18 protein-coding genes are annotated in these 20,732 nt (G+C 71.7%); 4 read left to right on the top strand and 14 right to left on the bottom strand.

The annotated features are described in order from the left end of the window. Positions 1–134 precede the first annotated feature (134 nt). The 3 genes from DEI96_RS07330 to DEI96_RS07320 all read right to left on the bottom strand — a co-directional run bounded on the left by DEI96_RS07330 (position 135) and on the right by DEI96_RS07320 (position 3,390). A complete protein-coding gene (locus DEI96_RS07330) occupies positions 135–1,520 on the bottom strand; it encodes a class II 3-deoxy-7-phosphoheptulonate synthase (RefSeq protein WP_110864693.1) in 1,386 nt (461 codons plus the stop codon). A 104-nt stretch (positions 1,521–1,624) separates the two neighbouring features. Further along, entirely contained in the window at positions 1,625–2,350 is a 726-nt protein-coding gene (locus DEI96_RS07325; protein ID WP_071405408.1) for a lysophospholipid acyltransferase family protein, read from the bottom strand. Positions 2,351–2,436: 86 nt separating this feature from the next. Next, positions 2,437–3,390, bottom strand: coding sequence for an ROK family glucokinase (locus DEI96_RS07320; protein WP_017886608.1), 954 nt, complete (start codon positions 3,388–3,390; stop codon positions 2,437–2,439). Positions 3,391–3,511: 121 nt separating this feature from the next. Between DEI96_RS07320 and DEI96_RS07315 the strand changes: the two genes are divergently transcribed. Next, complete coding sequence (locus tag DEI96_RS07315) at positions 3,512–5,449, top strand: AMP-dependent synthetase/ligase (RefSeq protein WP_111023098.1); 1,938 nt, start codon at positions 3,512–3,514, stop codon at positions 5,447–5,449. Positions 5,450–6,293: 844 nt separating this feature from the next. On the opposite strand, the gene DEI96_RS07310 is transcribed toward DEI96_RS07315, so the two are convergent. The 3 genes from DEI96_RS07310 to DEI96_RS07300 form a co-directional block, all read right to left on the bottom strand. After that, on the bottom strand, positions 6,294–6,425 hold the full coding sequence (locus DEI96_RS07310) for a hypothetical protein (protein ID WP_258320840.1): 132 nt from the start codon (positions 6,423–6,425) through the stop codon (positions 6,294–6,296). Positions 6,426–6,567: 142 nt separating this feature from the next. Beyond that, complete coding sequence (locus DEI96_RS07305; RefSeq protein ID WP_071405406.1) at positions 6,568–7,071, bottom strand: peptide deformylase; 504 nt, start codon at positions 7,069–7,071, stop codon at positions 6,568–6,570. 1 nt (position 7,072) lies between these two features. Next, positions 7,073–10,483 carry a pyruvate carboxylase gene (locus DEI96_RS07300; RefSeq protein ID WP_111023097.1) on the bottom strand — a complete coding sequence of 1,137 codons (3,411 nt, stop codon included), beginning with the start codon at positions 10,481–10,483 and terminating at the stop codon, positions 7,073–7,075. A gap of 60 nt (positions 10,484–10,543) precedes the next feature. On the opposite strand from DEI96_RS07300, the gene DEI96_RS07295 reads away from it, so the two are divergent. Beyond that, complete coding sequence (locus DEI96_RS07295; RefSeq protein WP_027465232.1) at positions 10,544–11,356, top strand: ParA family protein; 813 nt, start codon at positions 10,544–10,546, stop codon at positions 11,354–11,356. 527 nt (positions 11,357–11,883) lie between these two features. Here the strand turns inward: DEI96_RS07295 and DEI96_RS07290 are convergent. The 5 genes from DEI96_RS07290 to DEI96_RS07270 form a co-directional block, all read right to left on the bottom strand. Next, entirely contained in the window at positions 11,884–12,444 is a 561-nt protein-coding gene (locus tag DEI96_RS07290) for a MerR family transcriptional regulator (protein ID WP_027465231.1), read from the bottom strand. Between the two features lie 184 nt (positions 12,445–12,628). Further along, positions 12,629–13,333 carry a transcriptional regulator FtsR gene (gene ftsR / locus DEI96_RS07285; RefSeq protein ID WP_027465230.1) on the bottom strand — a complete coding sequence of 235 codons (705 nt, stop codon included), beginning with the start codon at positions 13,331–13,333 and terminating at the stop codon, positions 12,629–12,631. Further along, entirely contained in the window at positions 13,333–13,812 is a 480-nt protein-coding gene (locus tag DEI96_RS07280; protein ID WP_051596676.1) for an FHA domain-containing protein, read from the bottom strand. The genes ftsR and DEI96_RS07280 overlap by 1 nt, the downstream gene beginning before the upstream one ends. Before the next feature lie 158 nt (positions 13,813–13,970). Beyond that, entirely contained in the window at positions 13,971–15,002 is a 1,032-nt protein-coding gene (locus DEI96_RS07275; RefSeq protein ID WP_258372844.1) for a FecCD family ABC transporter permease, read from the bottom strand. Further along, positions 14,999–16,033, bottom strand: coding sequence for a FecCD family ABC transporter permease (locus DEI96_RS07270; RefSeq protein ID WP_111023721.1), 1,035 nt, complete (start codon positions 16,031–16,033; stop codon positions 14,999–15,001). The genes DEI96_RS07275 and DEI96_RS07270 overlap by 4 nt, the downstream gene beginning before the upstream one ends. Before the next feature lie 159 nt (positions 16,034–16,192). Between DEI96_RS07270 and DEI96_RS07265 the strand changes: the two genes are divergently transcribed. Beyond that, positions 16,193–17,701, top strand: coding sequence for a trypsin-like peptidase domain-containing protein (locus tag DEI96_RS07265; protein WP_258372845.1), 1,509 nt, complete (start codon positions 16,193–16,195; stop codon positions 17,699–17,701). 19 nt (positions 17,702–17,720) lie between these two features. Here the strand turns inward: DEI96_RS07265 and DEI96_RS07260 are convergent, their stop codons facing one another. Beyond that, on the bottom strand, positions 17,721–18,878 hold the full coding sequence (locus DEI96_RS07260; RefSeq protein WP_111023724.1) for a hypothetical protein: 1,158 nt from the start codon (positions 18,876–18,878) through the stop codon (positions 17,721–17,723). 173 nt (positions 18,879–19,051) lie between these two features. Next, on the bottom strand, positions 19,052–19,309 hold the full coding sequence (locus DEI96_RS07255) for a hypothetical protein (RefSeq protein WP_258372846.1): 258 nt from the start codon (positions 19,307–19,309) through the stop codon (positions 19,052–19,054). 33 nt (positions 19,310–19,342) lie between these two features. On the opposite strand from DEI96_RS07255, the gene DEI96_RS07250 reads away from it, so the two are divergent. After that, positions 19,343–19,705 carry an RNA-binding S4 domain-containing protein gene (locus tag DEI96_RS07250; RefSeq protein WP_071405402.1) on the top strand — a complete coding sequence of 121 codons (363 nt, stop codon included), beginning with the start codon at positions 19,343–19,345 and terminating at the stop codon, positions 19,703–19,705. Positions 19,706–19,714: 9 nt separating this feature from the next. Here DEI96_RS07250 and DEI96_RS07245 read toward each other — a convergent pair whose 3' ends face one another. Then, a complete protein-coding gene (locus DEI96_RS07245) occupies positions 19,715–20,653 on the bottom strand; it encodes a J domain-containing protein (protein WP_111023727.1) in 939 nt (312 codons plus the stop codon). Positions 20,654–20,732 lie beyond the last annotated feature (79 nt).

Genomic DNA, 20,732 nt, shown 5'->3' with positions numbered 1-20,732 from the left:
CCCTGGACGCGACCTCAGGACGGACGGGAGGCCCGTGGCGGCGCCGTCACGGGCCTCCCGTCCGACACGCGAAAGCGACAGAACCCCGCGAACGTGCCGCGGGGTTCTGTCGCTTTGACGAAACGGTTCCTGCGTTACGAGCGGTCGGGCTGGTGCGCGCCGAGTTCCTCGGCCACCAGGAAGGCGAGCTCGAGGGACTGCATGTGGTTCAGGCGCGGGTCGCACAGCGACTCGTAGCGCGTGGCGAGGGTGGCCTCGTCGATGTGCTCCGAGCCGCCGAGGCACTCGGTGACGTCGTCACCGGTGAGCTCGACGTGCATGCCACCCGGGTACGTCCCGACCTGGCGGTGCGCCTCGAAGAAGCCGAGGACCTCGTCCACGACGTCGTCGAACCGGCGGGTCTTGTAGCCCGTCGGCGTGGTCAGGCCGTTGCCGTGCATCGGATCGGTGACCCACAGCGGGTTGGCGTCCATGCCCTTGATCGCCTCGAGCAGCTTGGGCAGCTCGTCGCGGATCTTGCCCGCACCCATCCGCGTGATGAAGGTCAGGCGACCCGGCTCACGGTTCGGGTCGAGCTTGTCGACGAGCGCCTTCATGTCGTCGACGCTCGTCGTCGGGCCGAGCTTCACACCGATCGGGTTGCGCACCCGCGACAGGAAGTCCACGTGGGCACCGTCGATGTCGCGCGTACGCTCACCGATCCAGATGAAGTGACCGGACGTGTCGTACGCCAGGCCGGAGCGCGAGTCGATGCGGGTCATCGGGCGCTCGTAGTCCATCAGCAGCCCCTCGTGCGAGGCGTAGAACTCGACGTGCTTGAGCGCCTCGAAGTCGGCACCGCAGGCGTCCATGAAGCGGATCGCGCGGTCGATCTCCTTGGCGAGGTGCTCGTAGCGGGCGTTCGCGGGGTTCGAGGCGAAGCCCTTGTTCCACGAGTGCACCTGCCGCAGGTCGGCGAAGCCCCCCTGCGTGAAGGCCCGGACGAGGTTCAGCGTCGAAGCAGCGGTGTGGTACCCCTGCACCAGGCGGCGCGGGTCGGCCGTCCGGCTCTCCGGCGTGAAGTCGTAGCCGTTCACGATGTCGCCGCGGTAGGCGGGCAGCGTGACGTCACCGCGGGTCTCGAAGTCGCTCGAGCGGGGCTTGGCGAACTGCCCGGCCATGCGCCCCATCTTGATGACGGGCATCGAGGCGCCGTAGGTCAGCACGACGGCCATCTGCAGGATCGTCTTGACCCGGTCGCGGATGGAGTCGGCGGTGGCACCGGCGAAGGTCTCGGCGCAGTCACCGCCCTGCAGCAGGAACGCCTTGCCCTGGGCCGCGGCGGCGAGCCGCTCGCGCAGCTTGTCGACCTCGCCCGCGAACACGAGCGGCGGGAGCGTGGCGATCTCGGCCGAGGCGGCCTCGGCCGCGGCGGCGTCCGGCCAGGTCGGCTGCTGCTTGATCGGGAGCGTCCGCCAATAGTCGAGCCCCTCGATGACGTCCGGATCCTGCAGGGCGACGAAGTCGGTCGACTCGGGCAAGGGCGTTACCTCGGTGTTCTGTGCGGGCGGCCCGACGACGCTGACCGGCACCGGGCCGCGCGTCGTCGATGGGCGTCCTGGCGGGGTGCCGGGACCATCAGAGCCTAACGTGCAGGCGTCGACTTCCGTTCCCGCATGACGGCCTCGCGCGCGGAGCTCGCCCGCTCCTTCACGCTGGTGGCGTAGACGTCCACGTACTCCTGACGGCTCAGGCCGGCGAGCTCGTGCATGACCTCGTCCGTGACGCTGCGCAGGATGAAGCGGTCGGTCTCGAACCCCTGGAACCGCGAGAAGTCGAGCGGCTTGCCGAACACGACCCCGACGCGCTTGATCTTCGGGAAGCGCTGCCCGATCTGCTGCACCTCGCGCGTGCCGACCATGGCCACGGGGACGACGAGCACGCGCCCCTCGAGGATCATCCGGGCGATGCCGGTGCGGCCGCGGTAGAGCTTGCCGTCGGGGCTGCGGGTGCCCTCGGGGTAGATGCCGAGCTGCTCACCGCGCGCCAGGACCTGCAGGCCGGTGCGGAGCGATGCCTCGGACGCCTTGCCGCCGGAGCGGTCGATCGGCAGCTGGCCGATGGCGTTGAAGAACGTCTTCGTCGCCCAGCCCTTCAGCCCGCGGCCGGTGAAGTAGTCGCTCTTCGCCAGGAACGAGAGTCGACGGTCGAGCACCGCCGGCAGGATCACCGAGTCGATGAACGAGATGTGGTTCGACGCGAAGATGACCGGTCCCGAGGTCGGGACGTGCTCACGCCCGACGACCCACGGTCGGAACAGGGTGAGGATGAGCGGGCCGAGCACGAAGTTCTTCAGCAGCCAGTAGGTCATCGACGACTCCAGGTGGTGAGAAGGTCCGGGTGGTGCACGGCCAGGGGGTGGGCGGTCGTTCGTGTGTGCGTGTGTGCGCGCCGACCCTACGCCGTGCGGGCGTGGATGCGGGCGAGGTCAGCGGCACCGACGACGCCGGCGTCGTTGACGAGTTCGGCGATCACGAAGTCCGGCTCGGGGTGGTACCCGCGGGCCGGCAGGTTGTTGAGGTACGCCTGCTTGATCGGGTCGAGCAGCCGGTCCCCCGCGCTGGCGACGCCGCCGCCGAACACGAAGAGCTGCGGGTCGAGCACCGCGGACAGCGACGCGCACGCCTCGCCGAGGTGCCGACCGAGCCGACGGAGTGCCGCGAGGGCACCCGGGTCGTCGGCCAGGATCAGGTCGCCGACGATCTTGCCGTCGAGCTGGCCGCCGTTGTCGGCGCGGGCGTCGGCCAGTGCCGAACCGATGCCACCGGCGTCGGCGACGTCGTTCGCCATGCGCTGCAGGGCCCGGCCCGAGCCGTACTGCTCGATGCAGCCGCGGGCGCCGCAGCCGCAGGGCAGCCCGTTCGGGACGATGCGCAGGTGGCCGATCTCGCCGCCGGTGCCGAAGCCCCCGCGGAACAGGCGGTCCTCGGTCACGATGGCGCCACCGACGCCCGTGCCGATGGTCAGCATGGTCATGTCGGACACCAGTCGACCGGCGCCGAACCGGAACTCGGCCCAGCCGGCGGCGTTCGCGTCGTTGTCCACCGTGATGTGCAGGTCGCCGAGGCGCTGCTGCAGCTTCTGCCGGAGCGGTTCGTTCCGCCACCGGATGTTCGGCGTGTAGTAGACGATCGACTGCGAGGCGTCGATGAACCCGGGGGCAGCGACCCCCACGGCGCCGACCTGGTGGAGCGAGCTGAGTCGCTCGACCATCGAGACGACGTCGTCGAGCATGGCGTTCGGGTCCGCAGCGTTGGTGGCCACGCGGTCCTCGGCGACGATCTCGCCCAGTTCCGTCACGACCGCACCCGCGATCTTGGTGCCCCCGATGTCGATTCCGATGGCGTGCACGAGCAACGAGCCTACCGGTTCGCCGCGAAGTCACGGAACGCCCGGTGACGCGTCCTATGCTGGCGGTGTCGCCTCGGTGTTGAGGCGCACTCGAGTCGAACCGGCAGACAAGGGAGTCACCGTGAACGATCAGCGTCCTGCACGCAGCAGCGCCTCCACCGACACGTCCACCGCTGGCAGCGCCGCCACCGGGACCACGCCGTCGGCCGGGAGGCACGCCACACCGCCCAGCGCAGGTCCCGTCGCCCCGGACCACGGCTCGGCAGCGCGGCTCCTCGGCGACCGCGTCCGCCTGACGCCCGACCGTCCGATCCTCGCCCAGCGCCACGGTGACACCTGGACCACCTTCACCGCGGCGGAGACGCTCGCCCGGGTACGCGGCATCGCGAAGGGCTTCGTCGCCGCCGGGCTCGAACCGGGCGCCCACGTCGCGATCCTGTCCCGCACCCGTCTGGAGTGGACCCTGGTCGACTTCGCCGTGTGGACAGCCGGCCTGGTGTCCGTGCCCGTGTACGAGACGAGCTCCCCCGACCAGGTGCGCTGGATCCTGTCCGACTCCGAGTCGGTCGCGATCGTCGTCGAGCAGGAGGAGCACGCGCGCCGCGTCGCCTCCATCGCACCCGACCTGCCGTCGCTGGGTCAGCACTGGACGATCGACGGCGGCGGCCTCGACGACCTGACCCGGCTCGGCGAGGACGTCACCGACGACGAACTCGACGCCCGGACCGCGAACGTGCACGGCCACGACGACGCCACGATCATCTACACCTCGGGCAGCACCGGTCGACCGAAGGGCTGCGTCCTGCGGCACGACAACTTCACCGCCACGGTGGAGGGCGCGAGCGAAGCGATGCCCGAGGTCGTCGCCGACGGCGCCTCGACCCTGCTGTTCATCCCGCTCGCCCACGTCTTCGCCCGGTTCATCGCCGCGATGTCGGTGTCCGCCGGTGTCCTCGTCGGTCACGAGCCGGACACGAAGGACCTGATGCGGGCTGTGTCGACCTTCAAACCGACGTTCCTGCTCGCGGTCCCCCGGGTGTTCGAGAAGATCTACAACTCCGCCGAGCAGAAGGCCGACCTCGGTGGCAAGGGCAGGATCTTCCGCGCGGCGGCCGACACCGCGGTCGCCCACTCCGAGGCCCTCGCAACCGGCAGGGTGCCGTTCCTGCTCGGGCTGAAGTTCAAGCTGTTCGACCGGCTCGTGTACGCCAAGCTCCGCGACGCCCTCGGCGGCCGGGTCGAGTACGCCGTCAGCGGTTCGGCGCCCCTCTCCCCGCGGCTCTCGCACTTCTTCCGCTCGATCGGGGTGCTCATCCTCGAGGGCTACGGCCTGACCGAGACCACCGCTCCCGCCACCGTCAACCGTGCCCGGGAACTCCGCATCGGGACGGTCGGTCGGGCGCTGCCCGGCATCGAGGTCCGGATCGCCGACGACGGCGAGATCCTGATCCGCGGCGTCGACGTCTTCGACCGGTACTGGCGGAACGACGAGGCGACCGAGCACGCCTTCGCCGACGGCTGGTTCCGCACCGGCGACCTCGGCCGGATCGACGCCGACGGGGTCCTCACGGTCACCGGCCGCGCCAAGGAGCTCATCGTCACCGCGAGCGGCAAGAACGTCGCACCGGCACCGCTCGAGGACGGCATCCGCGAGCACCCGCTCATCGGCCAGGTCGTGGTCGTCGGCGAGGGCAAGCCGTTCGTCGCAGCACTCGTGACGCTCGACCGCGAGATGCTCCCCGGCTGGTGCGAGTCCCGCGGGATCACCCCGGCGCTGAGCGGGCACGAGGCCGCCTACGACGAGCGCGTGCTCTCCGCCGTCCAGGAGGCCATCGACGCCGCCAACGGCCGGGTCTCCCGCGCCGAGTCGGTCCGGTCGTTCACGATCCTCGACACGGACCTGACCGAGGCCTCCGGGCACCTCACGCCGAAGCTGACGATCAAGCGGTCGGTGATCCTCAAGGACTTCGCCGCCGACATCGACCACATCTACTCCGGATCGAAGGTGCAGACGACGGCGACCCCGGTGATCGAGGGTCGGCGCCGCAACCGCGCGTAGCGCCCGCCGGGCGTACCGGTCGTTCCTTTCGGCCAGGTACGCCCGATTGCACAAGGTGCGCGCGGTAGTGGACGCAACCGCCTGTAGGCCCCGCGTCGGTCCGCCGGGCTGACGCCGGGCCTCCAGGCGGTTGCCGCGCGTGCGGGCTGGCAGCTCCGGGCGTACCTGGTCGTTTCTTCCGACCGGGTACGCCCGATCCCGCCAGGTACGCGCGGGTCCGCCCCGCTGAGCGCCCAGCAGCGGGCGTGCCGGGTCGACTCGGGTGTACCGGGTCCGTCCGGGCGTACCGGGTCGATTCGGGCGTACCGGGTCGTTCCGGGCGTACCGGATCAGATCTTTCGACCAGGTACGCCCGATTGCACAAGGTGCGGGCGGGCGTGGACGCAACGGCCTGGAGGCCCGGCGCCGGCCCGCCGGGCTGGCCCCGGGCCTCCAGGCGGTCGCCGCGCGTGCGGGCTGGCAGCTTCGGGCGTACCTGGTCGATTCGGGCGTACCGGGACGGTTCTTTCGACCAGGTACGCCCGATCCCGCCAGGTACGCGCGGGTCCGCCCCGCTGAGCGACCAGCTTCGGGCGTACCGGGACGATTCGGGCGTACCGGGTCGATTCTTCTCACCAGGTACGCCCGATTCCGCCAGGCACGCGCGCGGCCACCCCGCTGAGCAACCAGCTTCGGGCGTACCTGGTCGATTCGGGCGTACCGGGACGGTTCTTTCGACCACGTACGCCCGATTCCGCAAAGTACGCGCGGTGTGGACGCAACAGCCTGGAGGCCCGGATCACGTCCGACGGACGTGATCCGGGCCTCCAGGCCGTTCAGCGGGCGCCGGGGGCGCCTGCGGGGTTCAGGCCTCCTGCGACTGCTCCGTCGCGGGGGCGTCGAGGACGGCGGTCGAACCGGTCGTGACGGTGGCCTCGGCCGGTCGACGGTTGGTGCGGGTGCGGTGCGAGCTGAGCTCGTCGTTCTGACTGGTCATGCGGGAGTCCTGGGGGGATGGGATGGTCGTCGGTGGGAGGCCGACAGCAGCACGGTACCCCCTCGTCAGGACAAAGCGACAATCCCCCGTGGGGGTGTCACACCACTGTTCACAGCCGGCGAACGCGGGACTGTGCAAGCGCTCAGTGGAACCAGTCCTGTGCACGGATGTCGCGCAGTGCCTGACGGCGGACCTCGGGGTCGAGCGTCATCACGTAGACGGTGCCGTCGAGGTGGTCGCACTCGTGCTGGAGCGCCTCGGCCATCAGGCCGGTGCCCTCGAGGACGACCTCGTCGCCGTCGACGTCGACGCCGCGCACCTTCGCGTACGGGGAGCGACGCGTCGGGTAGCCGAGCCCCGGGACGGAGAGGCAGCCCTCTTCCATGAGCTCGGGCTCGCCGGACACCTCGACGATCTCCGGGTTGAGGACGTAACCGACCTCACCGTCAACGTTGTACGAGAACGCACGGAGCCCGACGCCGATCTGGGGCGCGGCCACCCCGGCACGTCCGGGTTCCTTGACGGTGTCGATGAGGTCCTGCACGAGGTCACGGACCCCGGCGCTCCCGAGCAGTTCGGGGCGGATCGGGTCGGCCGGCGAGCGGAGGACGGGGTCGCCGAACAGGCGGATGGGACGAACGGTCAATTTACTGCAGCACCACCAGGAGGTCGCCGGCGTCCACCTGCTGGGTCACCGGGATCGCGAGTCGGCCGACGGTGCCCGACACGGGCGCCGTGATGGCCGCTTCCATCTTCATCGCCTCGATGCTCGCCACCGGCGTACCGGCCTCGACGACGTCACCGACGGCGACCTTGAGCGTCACCACGCCGGAGAACGGCGCGGCCACGTGCTTGGGGTCGGACGCGTCGGCCTTCTCGGCCGCCTTCGTCTCGACCTCGACCGAACGGTCGCGGACGGCGACCGGGCGGAGCTGCCCGTTCATCGTCGCCATGACCGTGCGGATGCCCTTGGCGTCCACCTCGCCGATCGCCTCGAGCCCGACGAACAGGTCGACGCCCTTGCCGAGCGGGACGCTGTGCTCCTGCCCTGGGCGCAGCCCGTACAGGTAGTCGACGGTCGGGACGACGGACAGGTCGCCGTACTGCTCCCGCACGCGCTGGAACTGCTGCGTCGGCTGCGGGAAGAGCAGGCGGTTGAGCGCCTGCTGCCGCTCGGGTCCGGGGGTCTCGAGGTGCGCACGCTCGTCCGCGGGCACCGGGGTGATCTCGAGTCGGACGTCACGCCCGGCCAGGACCTTCGAGCGGAACGGCTCCGGCCAGCCACCGGGCAGGTCGCCCAATTCGCCGGCCATGAACCCGACCACGGAGTCCGGGATGTCGTACTTGTCGGGGTTCTGCTCGAAGTCGACCGGGTCGGCACCGACCGCGGCGAGCTGCAGCGCGAGGTCGCCGACGACCTTCGACGACGGCGTGACCTTGGTCGGTCGTCCGAGGATCCGGTTCGCCTCGGCGTACCAGTCCTCGACCTGCTCGAACCGGTCACCGAGCCCGAGGGCGATCGCCTGCTGCCGGAGGTTCGACAGCTGACCGCCGGGGATCTCGTGCTTGTAGACACGCCCGGTCGGACCGGCGAGCCCGGACTCGAACGGGGCGTACACGCGACGGACCGACTCCCAGTACGGCTCGAGGTCACCGACGGCGTCGAGCGACAGACCGGTGTCGCGCTCGGTGTGGGCCAGTGCGGCGACCAGGGCGGACATGCTCGGCTGGCTGGTCGTGCCGGCCATGGGTGCTGCGGCCACGTCGACGGCGTCGGCCCCGGCGCGCGAAGCGGCGAGCAGGGTCGCGAGCTGGCCGCCCGCGGTGTCGTGGGTGTGCACGTGCACCGGCTGGTCGAAGCGCTCGCGCAGCGCGGTGACGAGCTTCTCAGCCGCACCGGCACGGAGGAGCCCCGCCATGTCCTTGATGCCGATGACGTGCGCGCCGGCCTCGACCATCTGCTCCGCCAGGCGGAGGTAGTAGTCGAGCGTGTAGAGGTCCTCGGCGGGGTCGAGGAGGTCGGCGGTGTAGCAGAGCGCCGCCTCGGCGACGGCCGTGCCGGTCGCGAGCACGGCCTCCAGGGCTGGACGCAGCTGGCTGACGTCGTTCAGCGCGTCGAACACGCGGAAGACGTCGACGCCGGACCGGGCGGCCTCGTCGACGAAGGCATCGGTGACCTCCGTCGGGTACGGCGTGTACCCGACCGTGTTGCGGCCGCGCAGCAGCATCTGGATCGGGATGTTCGGCATCGCTTCGCGCAGCGAGGACAGGCGCTCCCAGGGGTCTTCACCGAGGAACCGGAGTGCGACGTCGTACGTGGCGCCACCCCAGGCCTCGACGCTGAGCAGCTGCGGGGTGAGCCGCGCCACGTGCGGTGCGACGGCGACGAGGTCCTTCGTACGGACCCGGGTGGCGAGGAGCGACTGGTGGGCGTCCCGCATCGTCGTCTCGGTCACCGCGAGGGCCGTCTGGGCGCGCAGGGCCTTCGACCACTCGGCCGGACCCATCGCCAGCAGGCGGTCGCGCTGTCCCTCGGGCACCGGCGCCGTCAGGTCGGTGGCCGGGAGCTTGTCGGCCGGGTCGGTGACGAGCGGCGACCGCTCACCGTTCGGCTTGTTCACCGTGACGTCGGCGAGCCAGGTGAGCACCTTCGTGCCGCGGTCCTTCGAGACGTGGCCGCCGAAGAGCTGCGGACGTTCCTCGATGAACTTCGTCGAGACGTCGCCGCGGGCGAAGTCCGGGTCCTCGAGCACGGCCTGCAGGAACGGGATGTTCGTGCTGACGCCGCGGATGCGGAACTCGGCGAGGGCGCGCTTGGCCCGGGACACCGCCGCCGGGAAGTCCCGGCCGCGGCACGTCATCTTCGCGAGCATCGAGTCGAAGTGCGGGCTGATCTGCGCGCCGGTGGCGACCGTGCCGCCGTCGAGCCGGACGCCGGCGCCGCCGGGGCTGCGGTAGGTGCTGATCCGGCCGGTGTCCGGACGGAAGCCCTGCGTCGGGTCCTCGGTCGTGATGCGGGTCTGCAGCGCGGCGCCGTGCACCGCGACGGTGTCCTGCGACAGGCCGAGGTCGGCGAGGGTCTCCCCCGCCGCGATGCGCATCTGCGACTGCACCAGGTCGACGTCGGTGACCTCTTCGGTGACCGTGTGCTCGACCTGGATGCGCGGGTTCATCTCGATGAAGACGTGCTGCCCCTCGCGCTCGCCCTCGGTGTCGAGCAGGAACTCCACGGTGCCGGCGTTCACGTACCCGATCGACCGGGCGAAGGCCACGGCGTCGCGGTGCAGTGCCTGCGCGATCGCGGGGTCAAGGTTCGGCGCCGGCGCGATCTCGACGACCTTCTGGTTGCGCCGTTGCACCGAGCAGTCCCGCTCGAACAGGTGGATCGTGCCCGCGTCGGTGCCGGTCGCGTCGGCGAGGATCTGCACCTCGATGTGGCGCGGACGGATGACGGCCTGCTCGAGGAACATCGTCGGGTCGCCGAACGCACTGTCGGCCTCGCGCATCGCGGCTTCGAGGGCGTCGCGCAGCTCGGGCTTCGTCTCCACCCGGCGCATGCCACGGCCACCACCACCGGCGACGGCCTTGGCGAAGACCGGGAACCCGATCGCGTCGGCGCCGGCGATCAGTTCGTCGATGTCGCGGCTCGCCGGGGTGCTCGCGAGGACCGGGACGCCGGCTGCGATCGCGTGCTCCTTCGCGGTGACCTTGTTGCCGGCCATCTCGAGCACGTGCTCGCCCGGGCCGATGAAGGTGATGCCGTTCGCGGCTGCTGCCGCGGCGAGCTCGGGGTTCTCGGACAGGAACCCGTACCCCGGGTAGATCGCGTCGGCCCCCGACTCGCGGGCGACGCGGATGATCTCGGAGACGTCCAGGTACGCCCGGACCGGGTGACCCCGCTCCCCGATCAGGTAGGCCTCGTCGGCCTTGAGCCGGTGCAGGGAGTTCCGGTCTTCGTACGGGTAGACGGCCACCGTACGGGCCCCCAACTCGTAGGCGGCACGGAACGCGCGGATGGCGATCTCGCCACGGTTCGCAACGAGGATCTTCGTGAACACGACGTCCCTTTCAGCCCGGGTTGAGGTGAGACAACCCTAGTGGCGGTAACGTTGCTCAACGTGCATGTACTCAGCGTGAGCTCCCTCAAGGGTGGTGTCGGCAAGACGACGGTGACGCTCGGCCTGACCTCGGCCGCGTTCGCCAAGGGACTGCGCACGCTGGTGGTGGATCTGGACCCGCAGTCCGACGTCTCGACGGGCCTCGACATCAACCTCGCCGGCCACCTCAACGTCGCCGACGTCCTCGAGAACCCGAAGGAGAAGATCGTCCGTCAGGCGATCGCCCCCTCGGGCTGGACGAAGGGGTCGCAGGGCAAGATCGACGTCATGGTCGGGTCGCCCTCCGCCATCAACTTCGACGGGCCGCACCCGTCGATCCGCGACATCTGGAAGCTCGAAGAGGCCCTGGCCAACGTCGAGCAGGACTACGAGCTCGTCCTCATCGACTGCGCGCCGTCGCTGAACGCCCTGACCCGCACCGCGTGGGCCGCGTCCGACCGCGTCACCGTCGTCACCGAGCCTGGCCTGTTCTCCGTCGCCGCCGCCGACCGTGCGCTGCGCGCCATCGAGGAGATCCGCCGCGGACTCTCCCCGCGCCTGCAGCCCCTCGGCATCATCGTGAACCGTGCCCGGGTGCAGTCGCTCGAGCACCAGTTCCGCATCAAGGAGCTCCGGGACATGTTCGGCCCGCTCGTGCTCTCCCCGCAGCTACCGGAGCGCACGTCGCTGCAGCAGGCGCAGGGTGCCGCGAAGCCGCTGCACGTCTGGCCCGGCGAGTCCGCGCAGGAGATGGCGAAGAACTTCGACCAGCTGCTCGAGCGCATCATGCGCACCGGCAAGATCGGTCCGTACGCCGAGGGTGGCGCCGCGTAGGACGGTGTTCACGCGGTCGCGGTCGTGATCGCGGTCGCGTGACATGCCGCTCACGTCCGGCGAGCGGTCACCAACTGTCGGCAGGCAGCGTCGCAGCCGACAGTTCGTGACACCTCGGCGACGCGCACACGACGGTTCGTGACACCTCGGCGACTGTCGGGAGGCCCACCCCGCCCCCGGCAGACACGCCGACCCCGGCTCACCCAGCGGTCACAACACACCGCTCACGTCCGGCGAGCGGTCAACAGCTGTCGGCCGGCAGCCCCGCAGGCGACAGTTCGTGACACCTCGGCGACGCACACACGGCGGTTCGTGACCACTCGGCGACCGCCTGGAGGCCCGCCCCGGCCCCGGCAGGCACGCCCGGCCCCGGCTCGCCGCGCGGTCACAACACACCGCTCACGTCCGCCGAGCGGTCACCAACCGTCGGCAGGCAGCGTCGCAGGCGACGGTTCGTGACCACTCGGCGACGCGCACACGACGGTTCGTGACCACTCGGCCCGATCCACTCGGCCGGACCCGAAAGGTCAGGAAGCGCGGGAAGCGCGACGAGCGGCGAGCTCGTCGGAGGGGTCGGCCGCCGCGGTGGCGTCGAGCTCGACCAGGGAGCTCTCGACCTCGCGCAGGACCTTGCCGACCGCGATGCCGAAGACACCCTGGCCGCGGGACACGAGGTCGATGACCTCGTCGTCGGAGGTGCACAGGTACACCGAGGCGCCGTCGGACATCAGCGTGGTCTGCGCCAGGTCGGAGACGCCGGACTCACGGAGCTGGTTGACCGCGGTGCGGATCTGCTGCAGCGAGATGCCGGTGTCGAGCAGGCGCTTCACGAGCTTGAGCACGAGGATGTCGCGGAACCCGTACAGGCGCTGCGACCCGGAGCCGGCGGCCCCGCGGATCGTCGGCTGCACGAGTTCGGTGCGGGCCCAGTAGTCGAGCTGGCGGTACGAGATGCCGGCTGCCCGTGCGGCGACCGTGCCGCGGTAGCCGTTCTGCTCGTCGTGCTCGGGCAGACCATCGGTGAAGAGCAGCCCGAGGTCGTACCGGGTCACATCAGACTCGGTGCCAGGGGTGTCGTTCCCACTCATGAGCTTGCCTTCCACGACGATCGAGCTCCCACCCGAAGCTTCAACGACGGGTTGAGAGTTGTTCCGAGGTCCACGGTAGCGACTCCGACCGCTCCCGCGCGGGACATCCGACCCGGCGCGTCCGGCGTGTCGAGGATACGCCTCGGCCACTGACACACAAGCCCTGTCGGAGCACCGGACGGCGTCATGCGTCGAGACGACCGATGGCCTGGCGGATGAGGTTCGACCGGATGATCTCGAGGTGCCCGGCGATCTCACGCGCGAGCTCCGTGGCCTTGGCCCGCGAGGTCGCGTCGCCCCGGCGGGAGACCGGCATGAGGGCGGACTCGATGAGACCGACCTCGCGCTCGGCGGTGCTGCGCAGCGTGCGGAGGTGTCGCGGCTCGATGCCGGTGCGCTGCAGTTCGACCAGGGCCTTCAGTACGGAGACGCCGTCGTCGCCGTAGGTGTCGGTGGCCGGCAGCAGCGACGCCGAGACCGCATCGGCGAGGAGCATCGGGGAGGCTCCGGCTGCCCGGACCGTCTCGTCGCGGGTGTACCGGCGTTCGCGACCGAGGATCGATGGCTTCGGGGCATCGCCTCCGCCGGGCAGGACGGGTTCGCGTCCGGCATCGAGGTCGGCGAGGTACTCCTTGATGACCTTGAGCGGCAGGTAGTGGTCTCGCTGCAGTCCGAGGATCACCCGGAGCCGCTCGAGGTCGGCAGCGGAGAACTTGCGGTACCCGCTGGCCGTGCGGATCGGGGTGACGAGCTCACGCTCTTCGAGGAACCGCAGCTTGGAGCTCGACAGGTCCGGGAACTCGGGCTTGAGGCGAGCGAGGACCTGCCCGATGGTGAGCAGGTCCGGTGCCGCGGACCCCGCCCGGGCCGCAGCGGACCGTGCGGCCACTACGCGTTCGCCAGGCGCGCCAGGTCGACCCGAGATGCGTAGAACGTCAGGCGGAACTTGCCGACCTGGACCTCGGCCCCGTCGGTGAGCAGCGCTTCGTCGATGCGGACACCGTCGAAGTACGTGCCGTTCAGCGAACCGTTGTCCTTGACGCTGAAGCTCGTGCCGTGGCGCAGGAACTGCGCGTGCTTGCGCGACACGGTGACGTCGTCGAGGAAGATGTCGGCGTCGGGGTGTCGACCGGCCGTCGTGACGTCGGAGTCGAGGAGGAACCGCGCACCCACGTTGGGGCCGCGACGGACCACGAGCAACGCCGACCCGGAGGGCAGGGCGTTGACGGCTTCACGTTCTTCGGTCGAGACACCGGACTCGGCGGTGAGCGCCGCGCCCATGTCCATGCTGAAGGTCAGCGTGGTGTCGACCAGCCGCTGCTCCGGGGTCTTCTGACCGCCCGGCTGCGGGACCACTGGATCTGGCATCGGTGGACCTCCTCCTCTTGGCCCACCAGCGTATCGGAAACGACGGCCCGAGCGGCAGCCCCGATCTGGGACTGTGGAGGGACGTCCGCGATCCGCGAACGGACGAGCCGCGTCAGCGCCCCGTGGGACCCGACGTCAGCGACCCGTGGGACCCGTCGTCACCGTCCCCGCGCGAGCAACCAGAGCAGGTACGGCGCCCCCACGACGCCCGTCACGACGCCCACCGGCAGCGCGGTGCCCGGGAAGGCGAACTGTGCCAGCAGGTCGCTGCCGAGCGTGATCGCGGCTCCGACGGCAGCGGCCGGCGCGAGCGCCACCCGTCCGCCGCCGACCAGGCGTCGGGCGATCGGCGCAGACATCAGCGCCACGAACGAGACGGGTCCCGCGGTGGCGACGGCTGCGGCGGTCAGGCACACGGCGGTGAGGAGCAGGAGCACCTTCGCTCGGTCCGGCCGGAGTCCGAGTGCGGCGGCGACCTCGTCCCCGAGGCTCAAGACCTGCAGACGGGCGGACTGCAGCAGCGCGAGCACGCCGAGCACGACGAACGCGACGCCGAGCACCCCGACCAGGTCGCGGTCGACGGCGTTCAGGCTGCCGGAGAGCCAGAGCAGCGCGGTGCCGGCCTGGGTGACGGTGCCGCTCGTGAGCATCCAGCCGGTGATGCTCAGGCAGATCGCCGCGACGCCGATCCCGACGAGGATCACCCGGTTGCCGGTGATCCCCCGTCGCCAGGCGAGCCCGGCGATGACGATCGAGACCACCACGGCGCCGACGAGCACGACCGAGAAGAGCGTGCCACCGCTGGCACCGAACAGCACGATGGCGGTGAGTCCGGCGGCGCTGGCCCCCGAGGTGATCCCGATGACGTCGGGGCTCGCGATCGGGTTCCGCACGACGCTCTGCACGATCGCGCCCGCGACGCCGAGACTGGCGCCGACGAGGACGGCACCGAGCACCCGCGGCCCGCGGAGCTGCCCGATGACGAAGTCCGAGATCCGGTCCCCCTGGCCGAACAGGGCGGCGAGCACCTGGCCCGGGGTGAGCGGGATCGAACCGGTGCCGAGCCCGACCAGGACGAGCACCACGACGACCGCCACCACGGCGACGAGCACCGCGACCTCACGACGCAGGCCGGCCGAGCGGCGCAGACCGCCGGACCGCGGGCGGCCGGAGCCGAACAACTGCCTCACAGTCCCCGCACCGCCCTCGACCGCACGAGCGCGATGAACACCGGCGCCCCGATCAACGCCGTGACGATGCCGACCTGCAGCTCCCCCGGGTACGCCACGACGCGGCCGATGACGTCGGCGACGAGCAGCAGTGCGGGGGCGACGATCGCCGACAGCAGGATGGTCCAGCGGTGGTCCGGGCCGCTCAGCCGGCGGACGGCGTGCGGCACGGCGAGCCCGACGAAGGCGATCGGCCCGGCGGCGGCCACCGCGGACCCGGCCAGCAGCACCGCGACCAGACCGCCCACGGCGCGGACGAGCACGACCCGCTGCCCGAGCGACGCCGCGAGTTCGTCCCCGAGCGCGAGGGTGTTCAGCGACCGACCGAGGCCGAACGCGATCACCAGCCCGACGAGCACCGGCGCGGTGATGATCCCCGCCGTGCCGAGGTCCTTGCCGGCGAGGGCGCCGACCTGCCAGAAGCGCAGCTGGTCGAGCAGGCTCTGGTCGGTCACGAGCACCGCAGTGGTGACCGACGACAGCGCCGCGGCGACCACGGCTCCGGCGAGGGCGAGCCCGACGGGAGAGAGGCCGCGTCGGGCGACGGTCGCGATCCCGTACACGAGCACGGCGGCGAGGGCGGCCCCGACGAAGGCGAACGGCAGGTAGGCAGCCGTGCCGCTCACGCCGAAGACCGCGATCCCGGCCACCACGGCCAGGGTCGCACCGGAGTTGATGCCGAGGACGCTCGGGTCGGCGAGCGGGTTCCGCGTCACGCCCTGCATCACGGCCCCGGCCACCCCGAGCGCAGCCCCGGCGAGCAGTCCGACGACGGTGCGGGGCACGCGGTTGCCGAGCACGATGAGCCCGACCTCGTCGCTCCGACCGGGGTGCATCACCGTGTCGAGGACGGTGCAGAGCGGGATCGGCCGCGAGCCGTACGCGATCGACAGCGCACACGCCACGGCGAGGACGACGACCGCCAGCACGGTCGCACCGACGAGTCGGGGGACGGAGCTGGGAGCCGGGGGCGTGGACGTCGACGGAGGCATGGAAGTAAGGCCACCCTAACGCCGGAGCCCCACTCGGCGTCCCCCGAGCAAGCCCGGAGCGTGCGCAGGGTTCGTTCATAGGCTCGTCATGGGGAAGCGCCCTGTACTGGTCTCCATCGACGCCCGACCGGGCCGTCGAGGGACGACCGGAGAGCACCGATGAACGAGACCCCGAACCCCGCAGCCGCCGACCACGACGAGGACGGCACCCCCGCCGCGCAGCAGCAGGCTCCTGGGATGCACTGGGAGGCGCCGCACGCCGACCCGGCCTCCCTGCGCCCGGCGTACGCGTTCGACGGCTCCGGTCCCTACCTCTACGGTCCGGACGGCTCCGGCCCCTACGCCTACACGCCGGACGGCCGCGGCCCGTACCTGATCGGCAGCCCCGCCCTCGCCGGCGCGAACCACGCCTGGGCGTACTCGGCGGCGACCGCGAACCACCCCGGTACGACGAAGCGCCCGCGTCGGCTGGGACTGATGATCGGCTCCGGCATCGCTGCGCTCGCCATCGTCGGTGCGGCCGGTGGCACCGCCCTCGGCCTGTCCTCGCAGGGGACGACCACGACGTCGAGCCAGTCGCAGGGCACCACCACGCTCCCCGGCACCGGATCCGGCACCGACGGGACCGGCGGCACCGGCAGCAGCGACGGCACGAACGGCTTCACGGTGCCCGGCGACGGCAGCGGCAGCGGCACCAGCGGCGACGGCAGCACCGGCACCGGCACCGGCACCGGCACGACCCAGTCCCCCGCCACTGCGGCGACGGCAGCCGACAAGAAGGGCGTCGTGACCATCAACACCGTCCTGAACTACGACGAGTCGTCACAGGCGGCCGGCACCGGCATGGTCCTGACCTCCGACGGCACGATCCTGACGAACAACCACGTGATCCAGGGCGCGACGAGCATCACCGTCACCGACGAGACCACCGGCAAGGAGTACAAGGCCGACGTGGTCGGGGCCGACGCCACCAACGACGTCGCCGTCCTGAAGCTCGAGAACGCCTCCGGACTGTCCACGGTCACGCTCGACGACGACGGCGAGCCGAGCACCGGTGACACCGTCAAGGACGTCGGCAACGCGGAGGGCACCGGCAACCTCGTCGCCGCCGAGGGCACCGTCACCGCGACCGACCAGGACATCCAGGTGCAGAGCGAGTCCGGCACCGGCACCGAGTCCCTGACCGGCCTGATCGAGATCTCGGCGGACATCGTCTCCGGCGACTCCGGCGGACCGGTGCTCGACAGCGAGGGCGAGGTCGTCGGCATGGCCACGGCAGCGTCCTCCGGCACGGCCGACGTCACCGGCTACGCCATCCCGATCACCACCGCGAAGACGATCGCCGAGAAGATCCTCGCCGGGGAGTCCTCGAGCACGATCACCATCGGGCTGCCCGCGTTCCTCGGGGTCGAGGTCAGCAACACCTCCGGCACCACGGGCGGCGTCGCCGTCGCCGGCACGGTCGAGGGTTCCGGCGCCGCGAGCGCCGGCCTGACCGCCGGGGACACGATCACGAGCATCGACGGCACCGCGGTCACGAGTTCGGACCAGCTGACCAAGGTCGTCCAGTCGCACTCGGTGGGCGACAAGGTGAGCGTCCGCTACACCGACAGCACCGGCGCCGCGAAGACGGTCACGATCACCCTGACCGCCGGCCCCGCCGCGTAGCGGGAGATCCCGGGCGCGCTCAGCCCAGCAGCGCCCGCACCACCGACCGGTAGACGTTGGCCGGGGAGTCCGTCCGGAAGGCGGTCTCCCCGGCCTTCGTCGCGCCCACCCGCGCGAACCCGTGCCCCTCGGCCCGCAGGATCGTGATCGGCTTCGGCTTGCCGGGTCGACGCAGGTACGAGACGGTCCACGGCGCGGCCCAGAACCGCGCGAGGCGCGGGTCCGCCTCGGCGAGGGCCTCCGGCAGGTCCGGTGCGTCCGGACCGCCGGCCAGCCTGCGGCCGAGCAGGTGCCCTGGGAGCGACCCCGTGCGGAACGGGAAGGTCCACGTCGGACCGATGCCGAGCCTCCCGGCCAGCAGCGCGACGGCCCGGTCCGGCGTGACGGACGCGACCACGGCGCCCGCCGCGTCGGTCCCGTCGACGACGGTCTGCGACCAGGCCTGGAGGCGCGACTCGCCCCCGTCGGGCAGGTGCTGTTCCAGCGTGACCGGCTGGGCATCGCCCTGCCAGGGTTCGAGGAGGGTCTGGGTCGACTCCGGCAGGGTGCCGAGTCGGCCGACGAGGCCCGCCTCGATGAGTTCGCGGCCCGCCGCGGTGCGGAGGAGCGTGGGGTTCCACCGGCGTCCGGCGAGGCTCTGCAGGGTGCCGATCGCGTCCGTGCTGAGCCGTGGGCCGTCGAGCGACGGTGCCGGGGCGGGTACCGGCAGGGGTTCGAGGTCACGCTCGGGGCGGACCGGGACCGTCTCGGTGGCGCGGACGCTCTCGAGGACCGCGAGCACGAGGTCGTCGGTCTCGAGCAGCCGGGCGAGCGGACGTTCGATCGTCAGGTCGACGCGGTGCCGACCGGTGACGAAGAGCAGGTGGGTGCCGGCGACGTCGCCGTGCTCGTCGGGCCGGACGTACTCGACCAGCCGGGCCGGGGCGCCGGCGGTGGTCCACGGGTCGCAGCCGACGAGCAGCAGGCCCTCGACGGAGCCGGGCAGCCGTTCGAGCAGCCCGGTGTTCTCGTCGCCGATCGCGCGGTCACTGGGGCGGGATCGGACGGTGAGGACAACGTCGTCACCGGTGACGCGCAGGTCCGCCTGGGCTGAGTCCTCGCGGCGCCAGGAGTCCGGGCGGCGGAGGGTGAGGCGGGCGGTGCGGTCCTCGGTGCCGAGCGGGACGGGGACTGCCATGGGATGAGCGTATGTCGGGAGCGGGGCGCGGGGGCCTGCGGCTCGCCGGGGTGGCTCGCACCGTGCGAAGTGCTGTGCGAGGTGCTGTGCGAGTGGTGCGAGGTTCCGTGCTCCGTGCTCCCCACGAGCGGTCGCACGGAGGACGGAACCCCGCACCAGACGAGCCGAGCGCGTCAGCGCCGCGCAGGCCGCGCGGGCGGGGGCGGCGGGACGGGCTTCGCGGCGACGACGTCGGCGAGCCGGACTTCGACCGGGCCGCGGCGGGTGGCGATCGTCACGGCGTCGGGCGTCCGGGCGAGCAGGTCACCGAGGGCGTCCTGCGCGCCGTCCCCGTGATGCGCCCGGACCACCAGGCGGTCCCCGATCGAGGCGTCGCGCAGCACCCCGAGCGCACGGGCCCGGGCGATCGCTGCCTGTTCGTCCGCATGCACCGCCCCAGGGTACGGGCCGCCTAGAGTGTCGGCATGGAGAAGGCCCGGGTCGACAGCTGGATCTGGGCCGTCCGGATCACCAAGACCCGGTCGGCCGCCACCGCCGCGTGCAAGGCCGGTCACGTCCGGGTGAACGGGGAGCGCGCGAAGCCGGCGCAGCCGATCGGCCCCGGTGACGAGGTGCGGGTGCGCCAGAACGGCTTCGACCGCATCGTCATGGTCACCGGCATCATCCTGAAGCGGACGAGCGCCCCCGAGGCCGCGAAGCACTTCGAGGACAAGACCCCGCCGCGGCTGTCGAAGGAAGAGGCCGGCTTCGTCCCGATGCGCGATCGCGGAGCCGGACGGCCGAGCAAGCGGGAGCGCCGCGACCTCGAGAAGCTCCGCGGCTACTGACGCAGCGGGTCAGACGAAGCGGACGGTCTGCTGCAGGCGGTCGCGGATCTCGAACACGTCGACGGAACCGGCCGGCGACCAGACGCCGTTCAGCACCTGGGCGAGCGCACTCCGGCGGACGACGAGCGCGGTGGGCTTCTTCGGGGAGCCGACGAGCTGCACGTCCTCGGTGACGGCGGGGTCCGGCACGACGAGCAGCCGCCCGGAGAACCGCACCCGGGTCTGCTTCTGCACGGCACGGGCGGCGCGGACGAGTTCCTTGACGGGTCGCTCCCCCGGCGCGAGCGTCTCGCCGACGATCTCGCCGTGCTCGACGCGGACCGGAGCGCCCCAGTCGATGGACTCGACGGCCCAGAGTCCGCTCGGGGTCAGGACGGCGTGGTCGAGCTTGCCCTCGGCTCCGGCGTCGAGGTCGTGCCACACCGTGACGCCGATCCCCATGTCGGAGACGATCAAGGCGGTCGCTTCTTCGGCCAGGGCCTCGGCGAGCAGGCGCCGGATCTGCCGCGGCGCGGAGCGGATGAGCGTGGGGTCGTAGGGGTCCTCGATGGGGTCGCCGAGGCCGACCCACTCGCGTTCGGCCTGCAGGAAGACCTCGCGCGACCGACCGCCGGGGTGCCCGTGGGACCGGGCCCGGGGGCGGGTGTCGCGACGCGCTGCCGGGGGTGCGTAGGCGTCGCGACCGGTGTCACCCCTGCCGGCGGTCGCCCCGGACGGACCGGACGCGCCGTACGCGCGGGACCCGACGTCGTACGCGCGCCGGGCTGCCGGCGTGCCGATGCGCTCCCACGCGAGCTGGACCTGGCGGAAGCGCTGGGCGTCGCCGCCGAGGTCGGGGTGCGTCTCGCGGGCGGCCCGCCGGTAGGCACGGCGGAGCGCTTCGTCGTCAGCCGTCGCGGGGACGCCGAGGACTTCGTAGGGGGTGGCGTCGGCCGGGCTGTCCGTCATGGCCCTGCGACATTACCGGAGGCAGTGTCGGAGTCCGCCGCATGGTTGCTGGGTGCGGTCTGGGCCCACGCCGGCCGGG

Origin of the sequence: Curtobacterium sp. MCLR17_031 (assembly GCF_003234775.2) — a bacterium.
In the GTDB taxonomy this organism is placed as follows: Bacteria; Actinomycetota; Actinomycetes; order Actinomycetales; family Microbacteriaceae; genus Curtobacterium; species Curtobacterium flaccumfaciens.
This window is presented reverse-complemented; position numbering and strand designations above follow the sequence as displayed.

What these genes read in the sequence shown, in the direction of transcription:
- DEI96_RS07325 (WP_071405408.1), bottom strand. Translation starts at nt 2,350, where the DNA reads ATGACCTACTGGCTGCTGAAGAACTTCGTGCTCGGCCCGCTCATCCTC.
- DEI96_RS07260 (WP_111023724.1), bottom strand. Translation starts at nt 18,878, where the DNA reads ATGGCAGTCCCCGTCCCGCTCGGCACCGAGGACCGCACCGCCCGCCTC.
- DEI96_RS07270 (WP_111023721.1), bottom strand. Translation starts at nt 16,033, where the DNA reads ATGCCTCCGTCGACGTCCACGCCCCCGGCTCCCAGCTCCGTCCCCCGA.
- DEI96_RS07280 (WP_051596676.1), bottom strand. Translation starts at nt 13,812, where the DNA reads ATGCCAGATCCAGTGGTCCCGCAGCCGGGCGGTCAGAAGACCCCGGAG.
- DEI96_RS07250 (WP_071405402.1), top strand. Translation starts at nt 19,343, where the DNA reads ATGGAGAAGGCCCGGGTCGACAGCTGGATCTGGGCCGTCCGGATCACC.
- DEI96_RS07265 (WP_258372845.1), top strand. Translation starts at nt 16,193, where the DNA reads ATGAACGAGACCCCGAACCCCGCAGCCGCCGACCACGACGAGGACGGC.
- DEI96_RS07290 (WP_027465231.1), bottom strand. Translation starts at nt 12,444, where the DNA reads ATGAGTGGGAACGACACCCCTGGCACCGAGTCTGATGTGACCCGGTAC.
- DEI96_RS07245 (WP_111023727.1), bottom strand. Translation starts at nt 20,653, where the DNA reads ATGACGGACAGCCCGGCCGACGCCACCCCCTACGAAGTCCTCGGCGTC.
- DEI96_RS07310 (WP_258320840.1), bottom strand. Translation starts at nt 6,425, where the DNA reads ATGACCAGTCAGAACGACGAGCTCAGCTCGCACCGCACCCGCACCAAC.